General features: G+C 60.4%; 20 protein-coding genes and 1 pseudogene. 8 read left to right on the plus strand and 13 right to left on the minus strand.

Annotation, left to right across the window (positions count from 1 at the left end):
• Positions 1-46 precede the first annotated feature (46 nt).
• Positions 47-661 carry an energy transducer TonB gene (locus tag AB4O40_RS16510; protein WP_056726389.1) on the minus strand — a complete coding sequence of 205 codons (615 nt, stop codon included), beginning with the start codon at positions 659-661 and terminating at the stop codon, positions 47-49.
• A 326-nt stretch (positions 662-987) separates the two neighbouring features.
• On the opposite strand from AB4O40_RS16510, the gene glpT reads away from it, so the two are divergent.
• Positions 988-2337 carry a glycerol-3-phosphate transporter gene (glpT, locus tag AB4O40_RS16515; protein WP_008048696.1) on the plus strand — a complete coding sequence of 450 codons (1350 nt, stop codon included), beginning with the start codon at positions 988-990 and terminating at the stop codon, positions 2335-2337.
• Here glpT and AB4O40_RS16520 read toward each other — a convergent pair.
• From AB4O40_RS16520 to AB4O40_RS16550, 7 genes and pseudogenes are all read right to left on the minus strand, one after another.
• A pseudogene (locus tag AB4O40_RS16520) lies at positions 2313-2982 on the minus strand (gamma-glutamylcyclotransferase). The gene glpT and the pseudogene AB4O40_RS16520 sit on opposite strands and share 25 nt — an antisense overlap.
• A 232-nt stretch (positions 2983-3214) precedes the next feature.
• Positions 3215-4183 (minus strand): CDP-6-deoxy-delta-3,4-glucoseen reductase, encoded by a 969-nt coding sequence (locus tag AB4O40_RS16525; protein WP_056726387.1) that lies wholly within the window; start codon positions 4181-4183, stop codon positions 3215-3217.
• Positions 4183-5649 carry a 4-hydroxy-3-polyprenylbenzoate decarboxylase gene (gene ubiD, locus AB4O40_RS16530; RefSeq protein ID WP_056726386.1) on the minus strand — a complete coding sequence of 489 codons (1467 nt, stop codon included), beginning with the start codon at positions 5647-5649 and terminating at the stop codon, positions 4183-4185. Before ubiD ends, AB4O40_RS16525 begins: the two co-directional genes overlap by 1 nt.
• 70 nt (positions 5650-5719) lie before the next feature.
• Positions 5720-7705 (minus strand): acyltransferase family protein, encoded by a 1986-nt coding sequence (locus AB4O40_RS16535; RefSeq protein ID WP_223541298.1) that lies wholly within the window; start codon positions 7703-7705, stop codon positions 5720-5722.
• Positions 7706-7902: 197 nt separating this feature from the next.
• On the minus strand, positions 7903-9162 hold the full coding sequence (gene rho, locus AB4O40_RS16540; RefSeq protein WP_046039047.1) for a transcription termination factor Rho: 1260 nt from the start codon (positions 9160-9162) through the stop codon (positions 7903-7905).
• A 248-nt stretch (positions 9163-9410) separates the two neighbouring features.
• Positions 9411-9740, minus strand: coding sequence for a thioredoxin TrxA (trxA, locus tag AB4O40_RS16545; RefSeq protein ID WP_003206727.1), 330 nt, complete (start codon positions 9738-9740; stop codon positions 9411-9413).
• Between the two features lie 120 nt (positions 9741-9860).
• Positions 9861-10568 (minus strand): FadR/GntR family transcriptional regulator, encoded by a 708-nt coding sequence (locus AB4O40_RS16550; protein WP_056726675.1) that lies wholly within the window; start codon positions 10566-10568, stop codon positions 9861-9863.
• Between the two features lie 256 nt (positions 10569-10824).
• Here AB4O40_RS16550 and AB4O40_RS16555 point away from each other — a divergent pair, with 256 nt between their 5' ends.
• The 5 genes from AB4O40_RS16555 (at position 10825) to ppx (ending at position 15409) form a co-directional block, all read left to right on the plus strand.
• On the plus strand, positions 10825-11610 hold the full coding sequence (locus tag AB4O40_RS16555) for a transporter substrate-binding domain-containing protein (protein WP_056726385.1): 786 nt from the start codon (positions 10825-10827) through the stop codon (positions 11608-11610).
• A gap of 22 nt (positions 11611-11632) precedes the next feature.
• The gene (locus AB4O40_RS16560) at positions 11633-12301 is read left to right on the plus strand and encodes an amino acid ABC transporter permease (protein WP_046039042.1); all 669 of its coding nucleotides are present in this window, start codon (positions 11633-11635) and stop codon (positions 12299-12301) included.
• Positions 12298-12948: an amino acid ABC transporter permease gene (locus AB4O40_RS16565; RefSeq protein ID WP_056726384.1), complete on the plus strand. Its 651-nt coding sequence runs from the start codon at positions 12298-12300 to the stop codon at positions 12946-12948. The genes AB4O40_RS16560 and AB4O40_RS16565 overlap by 4 nt, the downstream gene beginning before the upstream one ends.
• Positions 12935-13672, plus strand: coding sequence for an amino acid ABC transporter ATP-binding protein (locus AB4O40_RS16570; protein ID WP_056726383.1), 738 nt, complete (start codon positions 12935-12937; stop codon positions 13670-13672). The genes AB4O40_RS16565 and AB4O40_RS16570 overlap by 14 nt, the downstream gene beginning before the upstream one ends.
• A 234-nt stretch (positions 13673-13906) precedes the next feature.
• Positions 13907-15409 carry an exopolyphosphatase gene (gene ppx, locus AB4O40_RS16575; protein WP_056726382.1) on the plus strand — a complete coding sequence of 501 codons (1503 nt, stop codon included), beginning with the start codon at positions 13907-13909 and terminating at the stop codon, positions 15407-15409.
• Between the two features lie 57 nt (positions 15410-15466).
• On the opposite strand, the gene ppk1 is transcribed toward ppx, so the two are convergent.
• Together ppk1 and hemB are read right to left on the minus strand one after the other, a co-directional pair.
• Positions 15467-17695 carry a polyphosphate kinase 1 gene (gene ppk1, locus AB4O40_RS16580; protein ID WP_056726381.1) on the minus strand — a complete coding sequence of 743 codons (2229 nt, stop codon included), beginning with the start codon at positions 17693-17695 and terminating at the stop codon, positions 15467-15469.
• 18 nt (positions 17696-17713) lie between these two features.
• Positions 17714-18727 (minus strand): porphobilinogen synthase, encoded by a 1014-nt coding sequence (hemB, locus tag AB4O40_RS16585; protein ID WP_056726380.1) that lies wholly within the window; start codon positions 18725-18727, stop codon positions 17714-17716.
• A gap of 205 nt (positions 18728-18932) precedes the next feature.
• On the opposite strand from hemB, the gene AB4O40_RS16590 reads away from it, so the two are divergent.
• Positions 18933-19565, plus strand: a complete 633-nt coding sequence (locus AB4O40_RS16590; protein WP_460053830.1) for a DedA family protein — start codon at positions 18933-18935, stop codon at positions 19563-19565.
• Here AB4O40_RS16590 and AB4O40_RS16595 read toward each other — a convergent pair.
• Positions 19546-20781 (minus strand): sterol desaturase family protein, encoded by a 1236-nt coding sequence (locus tag AB4O40_RS16595; protein ID WP_460053829.1) that lies wholly within the window; start codon positions 20779-20781, stop codon positions 19546-19548. The two genes, AB4O40_RS16590 and AB4O40_RS16595, sit on opposite strands and share 20 nt — an antisense overlap.
• 115 nt (positions 20782-20896) lie before the next feature.
• Here AB4O40_RS16595 and elbB point away from each other — a divergent pair, with 115 nt between their 5' ends.
• A complete protein-coding gene (gene elbB / locus AB4O40_RS16600) occupies positions 20897-21565 on the plus strand; it encodes an isoprenoid biosynthesis glyoxalase ElbB (RefSeq protein WP_223541297.1) in 669 nt (222 codons plus the stop codon).
• Positions 21566-21650: 85 nt separating this feature from the next.
• On the opposite strand, the gene AB4O40_RS16605 is transcribed toward elbB, so the two are convergent.
• Both AB4O40_RS16605 and AB4O40_RS16610 read right to left on the minus strand, forming a co-directional pair.
• Entirely contained in the window at positions 21651-22106 is a 456-nt protein-coding gene (locus AB4O40_RS16605; RefSeq protein WP_056726376.1) for a YaiI/YqxD family protein, read from the minus strand.
• A 123-nt stretch (positions 22107-22229) separates the two neighbouring features.
• On the minus strand, positions 22230-24128 hold the full coding sequence (locus tag AB4O40_RS16610; protein ID WP_460053827.1) for an FTR1 family protein: 1899 nt from the start codon (positions 24126-24128) through the stop codon (positions 22230-22232).
• Positions 24129-24230: the final 102 nt, after the last annotated feature.

The following is a 24230-nucleotide window of genomic DNA, read 5'->3' on the forward strand; positions in this document are numbered from 1 at the left end:
TATCTGCAATAAAAGCGCGGCCATTTAGCCGCGCTCTTTCTTGCCGTCAAAGCAACACCCGAATCTCCTCCGGCAAAAACCGCACATACCGACTTGCCGGATGTGCGCTACACCGCTGCACAATCGAACGCACGCTGGCATTGAGCCTGGCGATCAGAGCCAGACGTTTCTCTTCCGGCAATTGCGTCGGTGAAAGCGAGTGGGTCAGGTAACTGCGAGTCCAGCTGAAAACCGGCAGGTCCACCCACGAGGAAGTGGCGATGTTCAACGATGCCCGTGCGATAGCACTGCATTTCAGCCGCTCCAATTCCTTGTTGACGTGGAAGGGATGATCTCTGTCCAGCCTGTACTCCATAGGTGCGACCACGATGATTTGTGCAGGCTGATCCTTGGTAACTGTCCACGGCTTGAATCGCCATTGGTTGACTGCGGCCAATGATGCCTCTTCGAGTTCGGGATGCACACTTTGCGCAATCACGGCATTACTGACTGATCCATCGGCCTTCACAATCATGCTGACACGCACCATCCCGGTGACACCCGCCCTATGCAGCGCCATTGGATAAACCGGCTTCGGATTATTCTCGGGAATCAGGAACACCTCCCCGGCCCTGACATCTAGGGACACCACCAACAACAGCACGCATACCCACCACCGCATGTCCCTCTCCCTTCGCCTACAACGCCAGACCTGGCAACAGCACAAAGGTTAAGGCGCTGAGTCATTCGGCATAACGCCATGACTTCTGCTTTAAACGAAGGGCCTTTCCTAAAGACCTGCCCTATTTCAGGCACATCAAGCGCCTGCCAACCAAACAGGTAACGCTTCCTACAACGCCCCTCACTTACATCTGACCGACATGTTCATAAAGGAACGCGCGATATCCAACATTTCCGCTGTTTTGCCGATGAGAACCGGTGCTATTTTCGGTAACGAAACTGTAACATTCGTATCCGCAGTCAAAACAAGAAACCTGGAGCTCTTGAATGTTTGCTTTCTTTCGTCCTGCCGCACATCAGGCTCCATTGCCTGAAGAAAAAATAGACAGCACCTACCGACGCCTGCGCTGGCAGATTTTCGCCGGTATCTTCATCGGCTATGCCGGTTACTACCTGCTGCGCAAGAACTTCTCCCTGGCCATGCCGTACCTGATCGACGAGGGTTACTCCCGTGGCCAGCTGGGCCTGGCGATGTCTGCCATCGCGATTGCCTACGGCCTGTCGAAGTTTCTGATGGGCCTGGTGTCCGACCGTTCCAACCCGCGCTTCTTCCTGCCGTTCGGCCTATTGGTGTCGGCCGGAGTGATGTTCATTTTCGGTTTCGCACCCTGGGCGACGTCCAGCGTGACCATGATGTTCATTCTGCTGTTCATCAACGGCTGGGCGCAGGGCATGGGTTGGCCGCCAAGTGGCCGGACCATGGTGCACTGGTGGTCGCAGAAGGAACGTGGCGGCGTGGTGTCCGTGTGGAACGTGGCGCATAACGTCGGTGGTGGCCTGATCGGCCCGTTGTTCCTGATCGGCATGGGCCTGTTCAATGACTGGCACGCCGCGTTCTACGTGCCGGCAGCCGTGGCGCTGGCAGTAGCGGTGTTTGCCTTTGTGACCATGCGCGACACCCCGCAATCGGTTGGCCTGCCGCCGATCGAGCAATACAAGAACGACTACCCGGAAGGCTACGACGCCAGCCACGAAGAGGAATTCAGCGCCAAGGAAATTTTCGTCAAATACGTGCTGCGCAACAAAATGCTCTGGTACATCGCCCTGGCCAACGTCTTTGTCTATCTGCTGCGTTACGGCGTGCTGGACTGGGCGCCAACCTACCTCAAGGAGGCCAAGGGTTTCACTGTGGATAAAACCTCGTGGGCGTACTTCTTCTACGAGTGGGCAGGTATCCCGGGCACGCTGCTGTGCGGCTGGATGTCGGACAAGATCTTCCGGGGCAACCGTGGCCTGACCGGCATGGTGTTCATGGCGCTGGTGACGGTTGCGACGCTGGTTTACTGGCTCAACCCTGCCGGTAATCCGATGGTCGACATGATCGCGCTGCTTTCCATCGGCTTCCTGATCTACGGCCCGGTAATGCTGATCGGCCTGCAGGCGCTGGAACTGGCACCGAAGAAAGCTGCCGGTACGGCGGCGGGCTTTACCGGTCTGTTCGGCTACTTGGGCGGTTCGGTCGCGGCCAGTGCAGCGATGGGCTACACCGTGGACCATTTCGGCTGGGACGGCGGCTTCGTGCTGCTGGTCGGCGCCTGCCTGCTGGCGATGGCCTTCCTGGCCCCGACGCTACGGCACAAACAAATCGCCAGTCAGGGCCGCGAAGCACTCGCTTGATCGGCCGTTGATTTACAGCGCTTGAGCCGCGCCTCCAGATTCCGGTCTGGCATGGCGTGGCTGCGCAGGGCGTGCGCGGTCTGCTCGACATAATCGCGAGTGGTGCCGTAGCGCCCGCAGGCGTTTTCGAACACATGGCTCAGCACATGGTCCGGCAGGTTGCCGGCATAGCTGGGCAGGTGTCGCTCCAGAACGAATCCCAATGCCTGAACCTGGCTGCCATCTTCGAGACGGCAGTTGAGCCAGTGCGGGCGGTAGGAAGGGAAAGGCATCTCGCGCTGCCATAGTGCGTAGAGCGAGGCTTCGAGTTGCTCTTCGGGCAAGCGATAGGCGAAACCGCTGCAAGAACCGCCGCGATCCAGGCCAAACACCAGGCCAGGCATTTCCGGTGTGCCGCGATGTTCGTGGGACCACAGGTACAACCCGCGATGGTAGCCATGCACCCGGCCGCGAACCCGCTCAACCGCCGTGCACTCAGGGCGCCAGATCAGTGAACCATACGCAAACAACCAGACCGGCCCACCTTTGTGGCGCGCCATGAGTCGATTGCATCGAGCCGAGCAGTTGTTCGTGCGTGAGCTGCGGCCCCAGATCGAGCCGCGGAGGGTAAGCCAGATTCAAAAAAGCAGATTCAATGGCGCTCATGGCGAATAGCGTTCAGCTCCCCGCGAGTGAAGAATTACTTAATAGAACGCACAGCTGTAACAATAAGGCACATAAGTTTTAAGGCAATTTGAATGCCATGGCACCGTACTTATTTAAATGCCTGAACGACATATAACCTACCGACATTTATAAAAGTTTATAAATGCCGATTGGCTATATATAGAGTTATAACGAAAGAGCGCGGATCAAGATCGCGGATCAAGATCGCGGCTCAAGGGCGCGGCGCATACGCAAAAACGTCGGCGCGCATCTGGTGGGCGTCCATCCCCGCTTCCACCAGCGCATCCAGCGTGCCGTAGACCATGGCCGGAGAGCCGCTGGCGTACACGTGCAGCGGCTTGAGGTCAGGGAAGTCTTCACAGACCGCTTCATGCAACATGCCGCACCGCCCTCCCCAACCGCATTGATCGCTGACGACCTTGTGCAGGAACAGGTTGGGCAGCTTCAGCCATTCGTCCCAATGCTCGATTTGATAAAAATCTTCAGGACGACGCACGCCCCAATACAGATGCACCGGGTGCTTGAACCCCGAGGCCCGGCAATGCTCGATCAGACTGTGGATCTGGCCCATGCCGGTACCAGCGGCGATCAGCACGAGAGGACCGTCCGGCAACTCCTCCAGGTGGGTATCGCCAAACGGCAATTCGACCCGCACCATGCTGTTGCGCTGGAGCTGTTCGATCAGGCTCAGCGCACTGGATTCGCGCGCCAGTACGTGGATTTCCAGGTCGCGCCCCGCATGCGGGGCCGAGGCGAGGGAGAAGGCGGACTTTTCGCCGTTCTCGCGCTCGATCATCAAGTACTGGCCGGCGTGGTAGCGCGGTGGTTTACCGGCCGGAGCCCGCAGACGCACGCGCCAGGTGTCGCCGCCCACCCCCTTGCACTCAATGACCTGACACGACACGCTGCGCACCGGCAGTTCTCCCAGCGCGAGCACGCCATCCCACAGCACGATGCAGTCTTCCAGCGGCTCTGCTATGCAAGTGTAGAACTCGCCATGGTCGCGCACATTGCCGGCCTGCTCGACCCGGCCTTCCACCAGCAGCGCCGCGCACACGTGGCAATTGCCGTTGCGGCAGCTTTGCGGGCATTCGTAGCCCAGACGTCGTGCGCCATCGAGAATCCGCTCGCCGGGCAATATCTCAAGCACTGCTCCGGAGGGCTGCAAGGTTACACGCATCAATCTATTCCTAACTGATTCCAGATGGCATCGATCCGCTGGGTCACGGCATCGTCCTTGACGATGACCCGGCCCCATTCGCGGGTAGTTTCGCCCGGCCATTTATGCGTGGCATCAAGGCCCATTTTCGACCCCAGGCCGGACACCGGCGAGGCAAAGTCCAGGTAGTCGATCGGCGTGTTGTCGATCATCACCGTGTCGCGCTTGGGATCCATGCGCGTGGTGATGGCCCAGACCACGTCGTTCCAGTCCCGGGCGTTGATATCGTCGTCGGTGACGATAACGAATTTGGTGTACATGAACTGTCGCAAAAACGACCAGACACCCAGCATTACCCGCTTGGCGTGGCCCGGATACGACTTCTTCATGGTCACGATGGCCATGCGGTACGAGCAGCCTTCGGGTGGCAGGTAGAAATCGGTGATCTCCGGGAACTGCTTCTGCAGGATCGGCACAAACACTTCGTTCAACGCCACGCCGAGGATCGCCGGCTCATCCGGCGGACGGCCGGTGTAGGTGCTGTGATAGATCGGCTTGATCCGATGGGTGATGCGCTCGACGGTGAACACCGGGAAGCTGTCGACTTCATTGTAGTAACCGGTGTGGTCGCCGTATGGGCCTTCATCGGCCATCTCGCCCGGATGGATTACGCCTTCGAGGATGATTTCGGCGGTGGCCGGCACTTGCAGGTCGTTGCCGCGGCACTTCACCAGCTCAGTGCGGTTACCGCGCAACAGGCCGGCGAAGGCGTATTCGGAAAGGCTGTCGGGCACCGGGGTCACGGCACCGAGGATGGTCGCCGGGTCCGCACCCAGGGCCACGGAAACCGGGAACGGCTGGCCCGGGTGCTTCTCGCACCACTCGCGGTAATCCAGCGCGCCGCCACGGTGGCTCAGCCAGCGCATGATGACTTTGTTGCGACCAATCACCTGCTGACGATAAATGCCGAGGTTCTGGCGATCCTTGTTCGGGCCTTTGGTGACGGTCAGGCCCCAGGTGATCAGCGGGCCGACATCGCCCGGCCAGCAGGTCTGTACCGGCAGCATGGCCAGGTCGACGTCGTCGCCTTCGATGACCACTTCCTGGCACACCGCGTCCTTGACGACTTTCGGCGCCATCGAAATGATCTTGCGGAAGATCGGCAGCTTGGACCAGGCATCCTTCAAGCCTTTCGGCGGCTCGGGCTCCTTGAGGAACGCAAGCAGCTTGCCGATTTCGCGCAGCTCGCTGACCGACTCGGCACCCATGCCCATGGCGACCCGCTCGGGGGTGCCGAACAGGTTGCCGAGCACCGGGATGTCATAGCCTGTCGGCTTTTCGAACAACAGCGCCGGGCCTTTGGCACGCAGTGTGCGATCACACACCTCGGTCATCTCCAGCACTGGAGAGACGGGGATCTGGATGCGTTTCAACTCTCCGCGCTGCTCAAGCTGCTGCACGAAATCCCGAAGATCCTTGAATTTCATTTGATGATGGCACCCGAAAAATAGGCGTACATCCTACCTGCTCTGCTGGCCGCTGGCAGCTTATCGCTGCTTATCTGGATGCATTACCCCGGGTTTGCCCCGGCTGCAGACTGACAAACAGCGGTTCGAGGATCGGCGCCACGAACCGCGCACCGACTTCCGAGAGGTGATTGTCATCGGTGTACAACGAGTAGCCGCTGCGTTCGGCGCGGCACAGGCCGCTCGCGTCACACAGCCTTGGCGCCGGGTCCACCACCTGTACCGCCGGGTCTTGCGCCAGTTGTGCAAACAATCGACTGATGAATGCCTGGCGCTTGTGGTGCTCTGCGAGCGCCAGCCCGACATCGTCGACCGGGCGGTCCAGCATTGCCAGGCGGGTGAGGCGATACGGAGGGCTGAAGGCCTGCAACGGCACCTCTTTTACCAGCCAGACCCGATGCCCGCCTGCACGCAATTGCGCGACTCGTGCACGCAAGCCATCGGCCAGACGTTGTTCGGCGCTGGCGCGGTCGTAGTGCCCGTCAGCGCTTTTCAGTGCGTGGCCCAAGTCACCTTTGCCGTCGCCATAGAGGTACAGGCTCCAGTGCGCGACCAACACCACATCGCCGACAGCTTGCGGCATCAAGGCCTGTTCAACGCGCCGGTTGAACCGCGCACAACGCGCATCGTGCTCCAGGCCATCGACTGGCAAACAACCAGCAGAACTGGCGAGGATCACGTTGACGCCATGGGCCTTGGCACCCTCGTCGAAAACCGGAATCAACGCCGTGGCATGGCTATCGCCCCAGACAAGCGCTGGGGGCAGGCGATTTTGTGCGCCATAACGGCAGAACAACTTGTCATCCGGCGTCTTGTCATCGGCCAGGCAGGCCATCAGCTCCGGTCGCCATTCGCGAGCCTTGGCGTATTGCAAGGCCTGGTCAGACAGACGCCACGGCAAGCCGTCGGTCCAGCGCAAGGTCTGCCCGGCCAGGCCGAGCACCAGGACACCGCATGCGCTGGCGAGCAGGATCTGCCGGCGTCCGGCAATCAGGCGACGCTCACGAAACGGGGTTTCGACAAATTTCCAGGACAGATAACCCAGCAACAGCGTCAGCAGAATCAACCCGGCACTGTCGAAAGCACTCGGCTCACCGACGCTGGCATAGCGGGAGAATACGAACACCGGCCAGTGCCACAGGTACCAGGAATAAGAAACCAGGCCGAGGCCGACCATTATCCGACTGCTCAAAAACTGACCAATCCAGGTTTCACGATGACCGTTGGCCAGAATCAGCAGCACCACACCCAGCACCGGCAACAACGCAGCAACGCCCGGGAATGGCGTGGCCTTGTCATAACCGAACACCGCCAGCAGGATCAGCACCATGCCCAGCAGGCTCAGCCACTGCGCCGCCATCGGCTTGAGACGCCACGCAGACTTGGGCGCGACCGCCAGCATCGCTCCGGCCAACAGCTCCCACGCACGCATCGGCAACAGGAAGAAGGCTTTTTCCGGATGATGGGCGACGGCCCACACGCTCAAGCCAAAGGACAGCAGCAATACGCCGAACAGCGTCAGTCGCCGATGCTTGAGACGGCTCGACAGCAGTGTCAGCAGCAACGGGAAGACGATGTAAAACTGCTCCTCCACGGCCAGCGACCAGGTGTGCAGCAGGGGTTTGAGATCGGAGGCGACATCGAAATAGCCGTCCTGGCGCATGAACAGGATGTTGGACACGAACATCACCTGGTAACGCACCGATCGCCCCAGCTCTTCGTAATCCTTCGGTGCCAGCAAAAACCAGCCGACCGCCAGCACCGCGATGATCATCGCGAACAACGCCGGCAAAATCCGCCGCGCACGCCGGGCCCAGAAATCGACAAAGCTGAATTGTCCGGCCTGGCGCTGATTCCAGATGATCGAGGTGATCAGGTAACCGGAAATCACGAAAAACACGTCCACGCCGACAAAGCCGCCGGTAAACCCCGGAACACCAAAATGAAACAGCACGACAGCGATCACCGCCACTGCGCGCAAGCCGTCGATATCCCGTCGATAAGCCAGTGAGCTCATAAACATTAAACCATTCAGATCGTTGTTTTCAGCGCGCTTGGGCATCGTCCCCGGAGATGACTGCAAACGCGCCTGGTTGAATTGCCAAGTAACTGACCTTGGCCAATCAAAAACCTCCCATGGCGCGGGCAAAAAAGTGCGGGCAAAAAAAATGGCGCCCCACCGGGGCGCCATTCTCTTGAACTCAACGGGCGATGTTACTTGCGTTTCATCGACAGGAAGAATTCGTCGTTGGTCTTGGTCGTTTTCAGCTTGTCGACCAGGAACTCGATGGCAGCCACTTCATCCATCGGGTGCAGCAGCTTGCGCAGGATCCACATGCGCTGCAGCTCGTCGTCGGCAGTCAGCAACTCTTCGCGGCGGGTGCCGGAACGGTTGATGTTGATGGCCGGGAAGACGCGCTTTTCAGCGATACGGCGATCCAGCGGCAGCTCCATGTTGCCGGTGCCTTTGAATTCCTCGTAGATCACTTCGTCCATCTTCGAGCCGGTTTCAACCAGCGCGGTGGCGATGATGGTCAGCGAGCCGCCTTCTTCGATGTTCCGCGCGGCGCCGAAGAAACGTTTCGGTTTCTCCAGGGCGTGGGCATCGACACCACCGGTCAGTACCTTGCCGGAGCTCGGGATCACGGTGTTGTAGGCACGGGCCAGACGGGTGATGGAGTCGAGCAGGATCACCACGTCTTTCTTGTGCTCGACCAGGCGCTTGGCCTTCTCGATCACCATTTCGGCAACCTGCACGTGGCGGGTTGGCGGCTCGTCGAACGTCGAGGCAACCACTTCGCCGCGCACGGTGCGCTGCATTTCGGTCACTTCTTCCGGACGTTCATCGATCAGCAATACGATCAGATGAACTTCAGGGTTGTTACGTGCGATGTTCGCCGCGATGTTCTGCAGCATGATCGTCTTGCCGGCTTTCGGCGGTGCAACGATCAGGCCGCGCTGGCCTTTGCCGATCGGGGCGCACAGGTCGATGACACGACCGGTCAAGTCTTCGGTGGAGCCGTTACCGGCTTCCATCTTCATGCGCACGGTCGGGAACAGCGGGGTCAGGTTCTCGAAGAGAATCTTGTTCTTCGCGTTTTCCGGACGGTCGTAGTTGATCGTGTCGACCTTGAGCAGCGCGAAATAACGCTCGCCTTCCTTTGGAGGGCGGATCTTGCCAACGATGGTGTCACCGGTGCGCAAGTTGAAGCGACGGATCTGGCTCGGCGAGACGTAGATATCGTCTGGGCCGGCGAGATAGGAAGCGTCAGCGGAGCGCAGGAAGCCGAAGCCGTCCTGGAGAATCTCCAGCACGCCATCACCGGAGATTTCCTCACCGCTTTTCGCGTGCTTCTTGAGCAGGGAGAAAATCACGTCCTGCTTGCGCGAACGGGCCATATTTTCTATGCCCATCTGTTCGGCCAATTCGAGCAGTTCGGTAATCGGCTTTTGCTTGAGTTCAGTCAGATTCATATAGGAATGACGTAATCATTTATGGAGGGGGGAAATTAAGCTTTTGGCTTAATGAGGCCGCGCCGCAGAGAAGGCGACAGGATCGCGTACTTATTCGAAAAGGAGTGCGTCGGCGACGGCTAGCAGGGGGCAATGGAGAAACCAGTGCGGGGCCGAATGTACCACCTGAGTTTAGGAGCGTCTAGCCCTGAATACGCAAAAAGCCCCGCTATTTTGCGGGGCTTTTTCAGGACACTTTGCAGCGACGCTTAGATGTTGGCGTCGAGGAAGGCAGCCAGTTGCGACTTCGACAGTGCGCCGACCTTGGTCGCTTCAACGTTGCCGTTCTTGAACAGCATCAGGGTCGGGATACCGCGCACGCCGTGCTTGGCCGGGGTTTCCTGGTTCTCGTCGATGTTCAGCTTGGCAACGGTCAGCTTGCCTTTGTAAGTCTCGGCAATTTCGTCCAGAACCGGAGCGATCATTTTGCAAGGGCCGCACCATTCAGCCCAGTAGTCGACCAGTACAGCGCCTTCGGCCTTGAGTACGTCGGCCTCGAAGCTAGCGTCGCTAACGTGTTTGATAAGATCGCTGCTCATGGAATTCTCCAGGTTGTAAGCAAAAAAACGTGGCCCATCATAGCGGTCCTTCCCTCGTTCAGGAAGGTGCAGATGATTGAGTCTCGCTATGGTGATTCATGAGTTTGGGTATAGCTCAGGTCATGAAGCGACGGGAGCGATGAACGCGATTCCGGTACGCAGCGCGGCATTGCGTACGTGCTCTTGCATAGCCTTTTGCGCGGCGCCAGACGCTCGACGGGCCAGCGCACGAAGGATTTTACGGTGTTCCTGCCAGGTTTCCATGGCACGTTCGACCCGGATGAACGGTAGCTTCTGACTCTCCAGGAAGATGTCGGCGCTGGCAGTCAGGATGCTCAGCATCGCCTGATTGCCGCTGGCCAGCAGGATGCGGCGGTGGAATTCGAAATCCAGGCGGGCCGCGGCTTCGAAGTCGCCGGACTTCAGTTCGTTACGCATGGCGGCGACATTGTCTTCCAGCGCATCCAGTTCGTCGGTGCTCAAGGTTACGGCCGCCAACCCCGCCGCAAACCCTTCCAGCGCATAGCGCAACTGGAAGATGTCCAGCGGCGAAGCCTGCGCCGCGAACGGCCAGCCCGGCGCTGCATCGCCACGCGGCAGCTCCACCGGCGACTGCACGAATACGCCTTTGCCCGGCTGGATGCTGATGACCCCCAGCGCACTCAGCGATGACAACGCCTCGCGCAGCGACGCCCGACTGACCCCCAGTTGCACCGCCAGGTCCCGTTGCGAAGGCAAGGCATCCCCCGGCCCGAAGCCCTGTTCGGTAATCAGTTTACGGATGGCTTGCAGCGCCACTTCAGGTACGGCGCGGGAGATCGAGTTCATGGTTTTCCAGACGAACCAGGCCAATGTGCGCTCAGTTGTAAAGCTATTCGCGACGCCCGGCAAGTCGTGCCCCATGGGGGTTCGGTGATTTTCACGGCTGCGCCATCGGGGTGCGAAACGCAACCCGACTGTTCAGACCAGTAAGACCGTACGACACCAGCAAAACCGCGCCCTGGCGCCCTCAAGACCCCATGTTGGCATGGCCCATGCTCTGTCGATCCGCAGAAATCACTTCTTGCCGATCCGGAGATTTGCCATGACCCAGCGTTACAGCGCCCTCCTCGCCGCCCTGTTTGCCAGCCTGATGCTGAACCAGGCACCCGCCCACGCCGACGGTCTGGAGGATGTGGTCAAGCGCGGCGTCCTCAAGGTGGCCGTGCCCCAGGACTTCCCGCCCTTCGGCTCGGTCGGCCCGGACATGAAACCCCGCGGCCTCGATATCGACACCGCGAAACTGCTGGCCGATCAGCTCAAGGTCAAGCTCGAACTGACCCCGGTCAACAGCACCAACCGCATCCCGTTCCTCACCACCGGCAAGGTCGACCTGGTGATCTCCAGCCTCGGCAAGAACCCGGAGCGCGAAAAAGTCATCGACTTCTCCCGTGCCTACGCACCGTTCTACCTCGCCGTGTTCGGTCCGCCAGACGCCGACATCAAGGGCCTGGACGATCTCAAGGGCAAAACCATCAGCGTCACCCGTGGTGCCATCGAAGACATCGAGCTGACCAAGGTCGCCCCCGAAGGCGTGGCCATCAAGCGTTTCGAAGACAACAACTCGACCATTGCCGCGTACCTGGCCGGGCAAGTCGACCTGATCGCCAGCGGCAACGTGGTGATGGTCGCGATCAGCGAGAAAAGCCCGAAACGCGTGCCGGCGCTGAAAGTGAAGCTCAAGGATTCGCCGGTCTACGTCGGCGTCAACAAGAACGAGCCGGCGCTGCTGGACAAGGTCAACCAGATCCTCGTGACCGCCAAGAGTGACGGCGCGCTGGAAAAGAACGCCCTGACCTGGCTGAAAGAGCCGTTGCCGGCCGATCTCTGATTCGGCGTGCTGGAGACGTTTTATGGCTTATCAGTTCGATTTCCTGCCGGTGGTGAACAACACCGACCTGTTGCTGCGCGGTGCGTTGTTCACCCTTGAGCTGACCGCCATCGGCGCTGTGCTCGGCGTGGGACTGGGCATCGTCGGGGCGCTGGTGCGGGCGTGGAACATTCGGCCTTTCGCGGGAATTTTCGCGGTCTACGTCGAGTTGATCCGCAACACGCCATTCCTGGTGCAGTTGTTTTTCATCTTCTTCGGCTTGCCGTCCCTGGGCGTGCAAATTTCCGAATGGCAGGCGGCGGTGCTGGCGATGGTCATCAACCTCGGCGCCTATTCCACCGAGATCATCCGCGCCGGCATCCAGGCGATCCCCCGGGGTCAGCTGGAAGCCGCGGCAGCACTGGCGATGACGCGCTTCGAGGCGTTCCGCCATGTGGTGCTGCTACCGGCCCTGGGCAAGGTCTGGCCGGCCCTGAGCAGCCAGATCATCATCGTCATGCTCGGCTCGGCGGTGTGTTCGCAGATTGCGACGGAGGAGCTGAGCTTCGCCGCCAACTTCATTCAATCGCGCAACTTCCGCGCCTTTGAAACCTATGCCCTGACTACCTTGCTCTATCTGTGCATGGCGCTGCTGATCCGCCAGTTGCTGAACTGGATAGGCCACCGCTTCATTGCAAGGAGCAGCCGATGAGCGACTTCACCTTCTGGGACATCGTGCGCAACCTGCTCATGGGACTGCAATGGACGCTGGCGCTGTCACTGGTGGCGTTCATTGGCGGCGGGCTGATTGGCTTGCTGATCATGGTCATGCGTATCTCGAAAAAATCCCTGCCGCGTAGTTTCGCCCGTACCTACATCGAACTGTTCCAGGGCACACCGCTATTGATGCAGCTGTTCCTGGTGTTTTTCGGCGTGGCATTGGCCGGGATAGAGATTTCGCCGTGGATGGCGGCGGCGATTGCACTGACGTTGTTCACCAGCGCTTATCTGGCGGAGATCTGGCGCGGTTGCGTCGATTCGATTCCAAACGGCCAATGGGAAGCCTCATCGAGTCTGGCGCTGACCCCTCTGGAGCAATTGCGCCATGTGATCCTGCCTCAGGCCCTGCGCATCGCCGTGGCGCCGACAGTGGGGTTTTCGGTGCAGGTGGTCAAAGGCACCGCCGTGACCTCGATCATCGGCTTCACCGAGTTGACCAAGACCGGCGGCATGCTCGCCAACGCCACCTTCGAACCCTTCATGGTCTACGGCCTCGTCGCCCTCGGCTATTTCCTGCTCTGCTACCCCTTGTCGCTCAGTGCGCGCTACCTGGAAAGGAGACTGCATGCCTCTGCTTAGAATTTCCGCCCTGCATAAATATTATGGCGATCACCATGTGCTCAAAGGCATCGACCTGAGCATCGAGGAAGGCCAGGTGGTGGCGATCATCGGTCGCAGCGGCTCGGGCAAGTCCACTTTGCTGCGCACCCTCAACGGCCTGGAGTCGATCAACGACGGCGTGATCGAAGTCGACGGCGAGTACCTCGACGCCGCCCGCGCCGACCTGCGCAGCCTGCGGCAGAAAGTCGGCATGGTGTTCCAGCAGTTCAACCTGTTCCCGCACCTGACCGTGGGTGAGAACGTCATGCTCGCGCCGCAAGTGGTGCAGAAAGTGCCGAAAGCCAAGGCCGCCGAATTGGCGCGGCAGATGCTGGAAAGGGTCGGGCTGGGGGAAAAGTTCGATGCCTTTCCTGATCGGCTGTCCGGTGGGCAGCAACAGCGGGTGGCGATTGCCCGGGCACTGGCGATGTCGCCGAAGGTTTTGCTGTGCGACGAAATCACCTCGGCGCTGGACCCGGAACTGGTCAATGAAGTGCTGAGCGTGGTCCGGCAACTGGCCAGCGAAGGCATGACGCTTATCATGGTCACCCACGAAATGCGCTTCGCCCGGGAGGTTGGGGACAAGTTGGTGTTCATGCACCAGGGCAAGGTGCATGAGGTTGGGGATCCGAAACTACTGTTCGCCAACCCCCAGACGGCGGAACTGGCGAATTTCATCGGGACGGTTGAGGCTGTGGGCTGATAGATCTTTGTTGACCGGAAGGCCGCCTTCGCGAGCAAGCCCGCTCCCACAGTTGACCGCGTTGTTACTGAGGTACGCGGTTAAATGTGGGAGCGGGCTTGCTCGCGAAGAGGCCATCAGCAGCACCGCAAATATTCCCGCGGCAGAAGATCGCAGCCTTCGACAGCTCCTACGCGTTGGCGCCAGCCTTTGATCGTGGCACGATGTCGAGGTTATCGACCGAGACCCCAGACCATGCCGCAATCCAAAGCCAAGAATCTGTCCCTGATCGCCGCAATCGACCTGGGCTCCAACAGTTTTCACATGGTCGTGGCCAAGGCCCAGAACGGCGAGATCCGTATTCTCGAGCGTCTCGGGGAGAAGGTTCAGCTGGCCGCCGGCATCGACGAAGAGCGCCATCTCAACGAAGAATCGATGCAGCGCGGGCTCGACTGCCTCAAGCGCTTCGCCCAACTGATCAGCGGCATGCCCACCGGCGCCGTGCGAATCGTGGGTACCAACGCCCTGCGTGAAGCCCGCAACCGCGCCGAATTCATCCGTCGCGCCGAAGAAATTCTCGGCCACCCGGTGGAAGTCATTTCCGGCCGTGAAGAAGCGCGCCTGATCTACCTCGGCGTGTCCCACACCCTCGCCGATACCCCCGGCAAGCGCCTGGTGGCCGACATCGGTGGCGGCAGTACCGAATTCATCATTGGCCAGCGCTTCGAGCCGCTGCTGCGCGAAAGCCTGCAGATGGGTTGCGTCAGCTACACCCAGCGCTATTTCAAGGACGGCAAGATCACTCCGGCCCGTTACGCCCAGGCGTACACTGCGGCGCGGCTGGAGATCATGAGCATCGAGCACGCCCTGCACCGCCTGACCTGGGATGAAGCCATCGGCTCCTCGGGCACCATCCGCGCCATCGGTCTGGCGCTGAAGGCCGGCGGCCACGGCACCGGCGAGGTCAACGCCGAAGGCCTGGCCTGGCTCAAGCGCAAACTGATCAAGCTGGGCGACGTCGAAAAAATCGATTTCGAAGGCATTAAACCGGATCGCCGGGCAATTTTTCCAGCGGGCCTGGCGATCCTCGAAGCCATCTTCGACTCCCTCGAACTGCAGCGCATGGACCACTGCGAAGGTGCCCTGCGCGAAGGCGTGCTCTATGACCTGCTGGGCCGTCATCATCACGAAGACGTGCGCGAACGTACGCTCACTTCGCTGATGGAGCGCTACCACGTCGATCAGGAACAGGCGGTACGGGTCGAGCGCAAGGCACTACATGCGTTCGACCAGGTGGCCGAGGATTGGGACCTGGAAGACGGCGTCTGGCGCGAACTGCTCGGCTGGGCGGCCAAGGTCCATGAGGTGGGCCTGGACATCGCTCACTACCAGTACCACAAGCACGGCGCCTACCTGATCGAGCACTCGGACCTCGCCGGGTTCTCCCGCGAAGACCAGTTGATGCTCGCACTGCTGGTACGCGGCCACCGACGCAACATTCCCAAGGACAAGTTCGCCGATTTCGGCGATGACGGCATCAAGCTGATTCGCCTGTGCGTGCTGCTGCGCTTTGCGATCCTGTTCCACCACATCCGTGGCACCCAGCAAATGCCCCAGGTGGAGCTGAACGCCCACGGCAATAGCCTCGAAGTGGTGTTCCCGGAGAACTGGCTGGACGAAAACCAGCTGACCCAGGCCGACTTCGAAATCGAAGCGCAATGGCTGACCCGGGTCGATATCGTGTTGAGCGCTCGCTGAAACTGAAAAAGGCCTTCTTCGGAAGGCCTTTTTTGTGCCGCTCCCACAGGTTCCGAGTTAACGAACCGCCAGGATCGGACTGCCCAAACGCTCCAGCAACGTCGCCTGGGCGCTGCGCGGGTTCTGGTTGCCGGTCGGTGTGTTACGGATGTAACGACCGTCCGACTGCAGGCTCCAACTGTGGGTGTTATCGGTCAGATACAACTCCAGCTCTTTCTTGACCCGCATGATCAGCTTCTTACCCTCCACCGGGAAGCAAGTCTCGACGCGCTTGTCGAGGTTGCGTTCCATCCAGTCGGCACTGGACAGGAACATCTGCTCGTCGCCACCGTTGAGGAAATAGAAGACCCGGGTGTGCTCCAGGAAGCGGCCGATGATCGAGCGCACATGGATGTTGTGGGAAACCCCGGCGATGCCCGGCCGCAGGCAGCACATGCCACGCACCACCAGATCGATGCGCACGCCTGACTGGCTGGCCTTGTACAGCGCGCGGATGATCTTCGGATCGGTCAGCGAGTTGAACTTGGCAATGATGTGCGCCGGTTTGCCGTCGAGGGCGAACTGGGTTTCCCGGGCAATCATGTCGAGCATGCCCTTCTTCAGGGTGAACGGCGCGTGCAGCAGTTTCTTCATGCGCAGCGTCTTACCCATGCCGATCAACTGGCTGAACAGTTTGCCGACGTCTTCGCACAAGGCGTCGTCGGAGGTCAGCAGGCTGTAGTCGGTATACAGGCGGGCGTTGCCGGCGTGGTAGTTACCGGTGCCGAGGTGCGCGTAACGCACGATTTCACCGGCCTCGCGCCGCAAAATCAGCATCATCTTGGCGTGGGTCTTGAAGCCGACCACGCCGTAGATCACCACCGCACCGGCCGCTTGCAGACGGCTGGCCAGTTGCAGGTTGGATTCCTCGTCGAACCGCGCACGCAATTCGATCACCGCCGTGACTTCCTTGCCGTTACGCGCAGCATCCACCAGCGCATCGACGATTTCCGAGTTGGCGCCGGAGCGGTACAGGGTCTGGCGCACCGCCAGAACGTGTGGGTCCTTGGCGGCCTGGCGCAGCAGGTCGACTACCGGGGTGAACGACTCGAACGGGTGCAGCAGCAGGATGTCCTGCTTGCTGATCACGCTGAAAATGTTCTCGCTGTTCTGCAGCAGTTTCGGAATCTGCGGCGTGAACGGCAGGTATTGCAGCTCGCGCTGGCTGTCCAGGCCAGTGATGCTGAACAGTCGCGTCAGGTTCACCGGACCGTTGACCTGATACAACTCCGACTCGCTCAGGTTGAATTGCTTGAGCAGGTAATCGGACAGGTGCTTCGGGCAGGTGTCGGCCACTTCCAGACGCACCGCATCGCCATAGCGACGGGAGAACAGTTCGCCGCGCAAGGCGCGGGCCAGGTCTTCGACGTCTTCGGAGTCCAGCGCCAGGTCGGCGTTACGGGTCAGGCGGAACTGGTAGCAACCCTTGACCTTCATGCCCTGGAACAGGTCATCGGCGTGAGCGTGGATCATCGACGACAGGAATACATAGTTGTCGCCAGCGCCGCCAACTTCTTCCGGCACCTTGATGATGCGCGGCAGCAGGCGTGGCGCCGGGATGATCGCCAGGCCGGAATCGCGGCCAAAGGCGTCGATGCCTTCGAGTTCGACGATGAAGTTCAGGCTCTTGTTCACCAGCAACGGGAACGGGTGCGTCGGGTCGAGGCCGATCGGGGTGATGATCGGTGCGATCTCGTCACGGAAATAGCGGCGGACCCAGGTCTTGAGCTTGGTCGTCCAGTTACGGCGACGGATGAAGCGGACCTGATGTTTTTCCAGTTCCGGCAACAGAATGTCGTTGAGGATCGCGTACTGGCGATCGACGTGACCGTGGACCAGTTCGCTGATGCGCGCCAGCGCCTGATGCGGTTGCAGACCATCGGCGCCGGCCTGTTCACGGGCGAAGGTGATCTGCTTCTTGAGGCCGGCGACCCGAATTTCGAAGAACTCGTCCAGGTTGCTGGAGAAGATCAACAGAAACTTCAGCCGCTCCAGCAATGGATAGGACTCGTCCAGCGCCTGCTCCAGCACGCGGATGTTGAACTGCAGTTGCGAGAGCTCGCGGTGGATGTACAGGCTGCTGTCATCCAGGCCGGGAATGGCCAGCGCTGGCGCTGGCGCTGTCACGGCGGTTTCGACGACCGCCGCGGGCGGAGCTGGCTCCAGCTCCGGCGGGGTCTCGTCGACTTGCTCCACCACAGGTTGAGCGTCTTTTACGGCAACTTCAGTGAGTACTTCGGTATTCATCGAATGTTCCTGGGAGGGCTATTTTTGCTCTCGTAACAATTGAGCGGCACGAACGGCAAAGTACGTCAGGATGCCATCAGCCCCTGCACGTTTGAAAGCGGTCAAGGACTCGAGGATAACCCCTTCGCTCAACCAGCCATTCTGGATCGCCGCCATGTGCATGGCGTATTCGCCGCTGACTTGATAAACAAACGTCGGCACTTTGAATTCTTCTTTTACCCGGCACAGGATGTCCAGGTACGGCATGCCCGGCTTGACCATGACCATGTCTGCACCTTCTGACAAGTCCGCCGCCACTTCGTGCAAGGCTTCGTTGCTGTTGGCCGGGTCCATCTGATAGGAGGCCTTGTTGGCCTTGCCCAGGTTCAGCGCCGAACCGACCGCATCGCGGAACGGGCCGTAATAGGCACTGGCGTACTTGGCCGAGTAGGCCATGATCCGCACGTTGACGTGACCGGCCACTTCGAGGGCTTCGCGGATCGCCTGGATGCGACCGTCCATCATGTCCGATGGCGCCACGACCTGAGCGCCGGCTTCGGCGTGGGACAGGGCTTGCCTGACCAGTGCGTCGACGGTGATGTCGTTCTGCACGTAGCCTTCTTCATCAAGAATGCCGTCCTGGCCGTGGGTGGTGAACGGGTCCAGGGCAACGTCGGTGATCACGCCCAGCTCAGGGAATCGCGCACGCAGCGCACGGGTCGCGCGCTGGGCGATGCCTTCGGGGTTCCACGCTTCGGCGGCGTCCAGCGACTTGAGTTCCGCGGGTGTCACCGGGAACAGCGCCAGCGCCGCAATCCCCAGCTCGACCCACTTGGCCGCTTCTTCCAGCAACAGGTCGATGGTCAGGCGTTCGACGCCCGGCATCGAAGCCACCGCTTCGCGACGGTTTTCACCGTCCAGTACGAACACCGGCAGGATCAAGTCATCGACGGTCAGGACGTTTTCACGCACCAGGCGACGCGAAAAGTCGTCACGACGATTGCGGCGCAGGCGGGTTGCGGGGAACAAACGGTTGGCGGGGGTAAAGCTCACGGCAGACTCCTGAGCCCGCAGACGTGCGAGCGTGACAGTTATAAGCGGCCATTATGACGAACGCGTGACAGTTATGTGCACGCTGCGACAGGTAGCCGCATTCCATTGTCGTTGTAGGAAATGTTCACGTCGAGACACATTTGGACACTTTCCTGAATGTGCCCGAAGGGTTAGGCTGCGCGTTCATTTCGCCAGCACCCAGACAATGCTCCAACAATTTCTGCATGACTTCGGCTACTTTGCCCTTTTTCTAGGCACGTTCTTCGAAGGCGAAACCATCCTGGTACTCGCGGGCTTCCTCGCGTTCCGTGGATACATGGACATCAACCTGGTGGTGGTCGTGGCCTTCTTCGGCAGCTATGCCGGCGACCAGCTGTGGTATTTCCTGGGGCGCAAGCACGGCCGCAAACTGTTGGAGCGCAAACCGCGCTGGCAGATGATGGGTGACCGGGCGCTGGAACACATTCGCAAGCACCCGGACATCTGGGTGCTGAGCTTCCGCTTCGTCTACGGTTTGCGCACGGTCATGCCGGTGGCCATCGGGCTGTCAGGTTATCCGCCGGGCCGTTACCTGCTGCTCAACGGCATTGGCGCAGCGATCTGGGCCACAGCCCTGGCGGCCGCCGCATACCATTTCGGCGCCGTGCTCGAAGGCATGCTCGGCAGTGTGAAGAAGTACGAGCTATGGGTACTCGGTGCGCTGCTGGTCCTGGGCTTCGTGCTGTGGCTGCGTCGGCGCTTCAAGAATGCCCGCCTGGCCAAGCAGGTCTACGCCGACGAACAAGCCCTGAAAGCTGTGCGAACCAACACCGAAGGCCCTACGACGCCAACCGAGTGATGCGGCTCCTGCAACAGTAAATACCGACGCCGCTCAACAGGCTGTAACTGAGCAGGCCGACCCAGCCCAGCGCGCTAGCCGGCCACAGCCCCACCATCGGGGCCAGCCATGCCAATGGCAGATTCGACGCCAGCCGCACCAGCTCCAGCTTCAACGCCCACGGGCGATTCTCCAGGGCCACGCCCAGCACAAACAGACCGAACGCCATCGCTCCCCAGCCCGACACCAGGGCGGCGACTGGCAGCTTCGACTCAAGATTCATCAGGTAACTGCCCAGTACGATATAGACGCAAAACTGCAAGAGGACGTAGAGCTGCTGACGCCCGTCCAACGCCACCTCGAATTTACGAAACTGGCTGAGATCCGGCTTGTTCATCGGGTATCTGGCCGCCACGTCCGCCGGGCGCCAGCCGGTGCGCATGAACCAGATCCGCAGCTTGTCCCGGGTGCTTTCGGCACGCCGCGCATCTACCCACAACTGCGCGTAGAACTGCACGTTCGCCCACACGGGGTTCCAGCTCGCCAGCGGCGTGGTCACGCCGAAGATCACCGGCTCGTTGTCGTCTTCTTCCTGGAACGAGCCGAACAGACGGTCCCAAATAATGAACACGCCGCCATAGTTGCGATCCATGTAGAGAGCGTTCTGTGCATGGTGGGCCCGATGATTGGACGGCGTGACAAAGAACCATTCGAACCAGCCGAGCTTGGGAATGTGCCGCGTGTGCACCCAGAACTGGTACAGCAGGTTCAGCGCCGCGACGCTGACGAACACCAGCAGCGGCACGCCGGACACCGCCATCGGCAGATAGAAGATCCAGCCCAGCAGGAAGCCGGTGCTGGTCTGGCGCAACGCCGTGGACAGGTTGTAGTCCTCGCTCTGGTGATGCACCGAATGGGCGGCCCAGAGGATGTTGCGCTCGTGGCCCATGCGGTGCAGCCAGTAGTAGCAGAAATCGTAGAAGACAAAGGCAAACACCCATGTCCAGACGTTGTCGGCCGACAGTTCGAACAGTGCCAGGTGCTTGAGGGCAAACCCATAGGTCACCAGCCCCACCCCCTTGGTCAACAGACCCGTGGTGGTCGACAGCACGCCGGTGCTGATGCTGTTGATCGCGTCCGCCACCCGATAATTGCTCACCCCGCGCCAACGGTCGGCCAGCAGCTCGGCAGCGATCAGCACAAAGAAAAATGGCACCGCATACAGAATGAAGTCCATGACGCGCCCTGATCGGAATCTTGAGGACAGATGCTATGTGCAGCCGTGAATTAACCCTATGGCAACGCAGGACAAATTAGTGGACATTTAACGCCATGAATCTGGAGAAAAGCCCATGAGCAAAAAAGTTGCAGTGATCCTTTCCGGTTGTGGCGTGTACGACGGCGCCGAGCTCCACGAGAGCGTCATCACCCTGCTGCGCCTGGACCAGCGCGGTGCCCAGGTGCAGTGTTTCGCACCGAACATCGCGCAGTTGCATGTGATCAACCACCTGACCGGCGAAGAAATGCCCGAATCGCGCAACGTGCTGGTGGAATCGGCGCGGATTGCCCGGGGCAACATCAAGGATATCCGTGACGCGAACGTCGATGAGTTCGATGCGCTGATCGTGCCCGGCGGCTTCGGCTCGGCCAAGAACCTGTCCAACTTCGCCATCGAAGGCGCCGGCTGCAGCGTTCAACCGGATGTCCTGGCACTGACCGAAGCCTTTGCCGAGGCTGGTAAACCGGTGGGGTTGATGTGCATCTCCCCTGCCCTGGCGGCAAAGATCTACGGCCCTGGCGTCACCTGCACCATAGGCAACGACACCGATACCGCTGCCGCGATGAACAAGATGGGCGCGACCCATACCGATTGCGCGGTCAGTGAGATCGTCGAGGACAAGGCTCGCAAACTGGTGAGCACACCGGCTTACATGCTGGCGCAATCGATCAGTGAAGCGGCATCGGGGATCAACAAGCTGGTCGACCGGGTACTGGAACTGACCCACGAAAACGATGCGTAAAAACAAGATCAAAAGATCGCAGCCTGCGGCAGCTCCTACAAGGGGCGGTGTATACCTGTAGGAGCTGCCGCAGGCTGCGATCTTTTCAGGCGTTGCGGGATAACCTGGTCAAAATCCGGTCCAGCGCATTGGCAAACGCCTGCTTCTCACGCTCGCCAAAGGGTGCCGGGCCACCGCCCATTTGCCCCTGTTCGCGCAAATCAGTGAACAGGTTGCGAACCGCCAGCCGCTCGCCCATGTTCTGCGCATCAAACTCCTTGCCCCTCGGGTCAAGCGCTGCCACGCCCTTCTTCACCAGACGATCGGCCAGCGGCACATCGCTGCAGATCACCAACTCACCGGGTACGGCGTGTTCCACCAAGTAGTCATCGGCCGCATCCGGGCCGCTCGGCACCACGATCAGCTTGACCAGGGCCAGTCCCGGCTTGGTCTGCGGTTGCCCGGCCACCAGCACCACTTCGAACTGGCGCTTGAGGGCGAACTTCACCACCAGATCCTTGGCTGCCCGCGGACAGGCGTCCGCATCGATCCACACACGCATTGAATTTTCCTCTGTTTAAAAGCATCGTCGGAACGCCGCCCGGGGCAAGCCACGCTCCCACAGGTTAACGCTAAACCTGTGGGAGCGTGGCTTGCCCGCGGAAGTGAGCGAAGCGAATGCCGTTTAAGAAACCTGCACCCGCTGCCTCTCAACCACTCGGCTACGACCGTACAACACGACAATCGCAATGATCGCCACAGCCTGGGCACTCAACGAATAGGCGTCGGCATGGATCCCCAGCCATTCAAAGTCAAAGAACGGTACCGGCCGCGTACCGAAGATCCCGGCTTCCTGCAGCGCTTTCACGCCATGCCCGGCAAACACCACCGACAAGGCGCACAAAAGGCCGGCATTGATGCTGAAGAACAGCGCCAGCGGCAGCTTCGCCGAACCGCGCAAAATTACCCAGGCCAGGCCTATCAGCAACACCAGCGCCGTGGCCCCACCGGCCAGCACCGCGTTGTGCCCCGCGGGCCCCGCCTGCAACCACAGGGTTTCGTAGAACAGAATCACTTCGAACAGCTCGCGATACACCGAGAAGAACGCCAGGGTCGCAAACCCGAAACGCCCGCCGCCGCCCACCAGGCTGGTCTTGATGTAATCCTGCCAGGCCGCCGCGTGACGACGGTCATGCATCCACACGCCCAGCCACAGCACCATGACGCTGGCAAACAACGCCGTCGCACCTTCCAGCAATTCGCGTTGTGAACCGCTGACATCAATCACATAGGCTGCCAGCGCCCAGGTGCCCAGCCCCGCCACAAACGCCAGGCCCCAACCGACGTTAACGCTGCGCACTGCCGCCTGTTGATCCGTGTTACGCAGGAAAGCAAGGATCGCCGCCAGCACCAGGATCGCTTCCAGACCTTCGCGCAGCAGAATCAGCAGACCGGAAATGTAACTCAGCGACCAGCTCAAACCCTCGTTGCCCAACAGGCCGGCCGATGCCTTCAACTTGTCCTTGGCCACTTCCAGGCGCTGCTCGACCTCGCTCACCGGCTGGCCGTCCTGCAACGACTGACGGTAGGCCATCAGGGATTTTTCAGTGTCTTTACGCACGTTGGCGTCAATGTTATCCAGCGAACTCTCAACCAGCTCAAAGCCTTCCAGATACGCTGCTACCGATAAGTCATAAGCCTGATCATGCTCACCGGCACGATACGCCGCGATGCTTTTGTCCAGAGTGGCCGCAGTGTAGTCGAGCAGTTGCGCCGGGCCACGCTTGACCTGCGGCGGTTGCGCCCGCTGGGCACGGAAGGTCGCGGCGGCTTGCGGGCCTTCGACGGCCTGTACTTCGGCCGGGGTCTGACGAGCCAGGTCGGCGATGTTGTAGGTCTTTTCAGCCTTGACCGTCGCCGGGTCGACGCTGAAGCTGGCGATATAGGTGGCCAGGTCCCAACGCTGACGATCATCCAATTGATCGGCAAAGGCCGGCATGTCAGTCCCTTCGACGCCCAAGCCCAAGGTGCTGTAGATCGCGTAGAGGCTCAGGCGATCCAATCGTGTAGTGTCACGCAGATCAGAAGGCGGTGGCGTCATGCCGACACCTGCCGGGCCATCGCCGGCCCCTGCATCGCCATGGCAGACCGAGCAGTGCTGAGCATACAGCGGCGCGCCACGCGCCGGGTCCGGCGTAATCACCGGGGCCTGGCTGACTTCATAGGCCACGGCCAGCTTCGCGCCCAGTTGCCTGGCCTGGCGAGTGACCTCGGTACCCTCCTGCCGGGCGCCGATGGAATTTCCCAGCGCGGCCAGGCTTTGCTCCAGCGCAGCTTTTTCCGGCTTGGCCGGCATGGCTGTAATCAGACTTCCCAGCGTCTTGACCGATTCTTGCTGCGCGCGAAATCCTGCCTGGTCCGTGATGCTGCCCGCCTGCACCGTGTCCGGGTAATCGGTGCCGATGTAATCGAGCAAGTGCAACGCCTGCGGTGCACCCTCGGCGGGTGCGGCCAGCAGTTGAAAGCTGCACGCAGCCAACAGCGGCAGCAACAGCCAGGCCAGGAAACGTGGGGGGGCAATCATGAATGAATCTCAATTGGAAATACGAAGTTACATATTGTTAACGCCAGACGGGTTTCGCTCAAGCTTTGTTGATACTTCTTCGTAATTGCATTGGTTTCTGAA

The sequence above is a fragment of the Pseudomonas sp. S2_F07 genome (assembly GCF_054668325.1).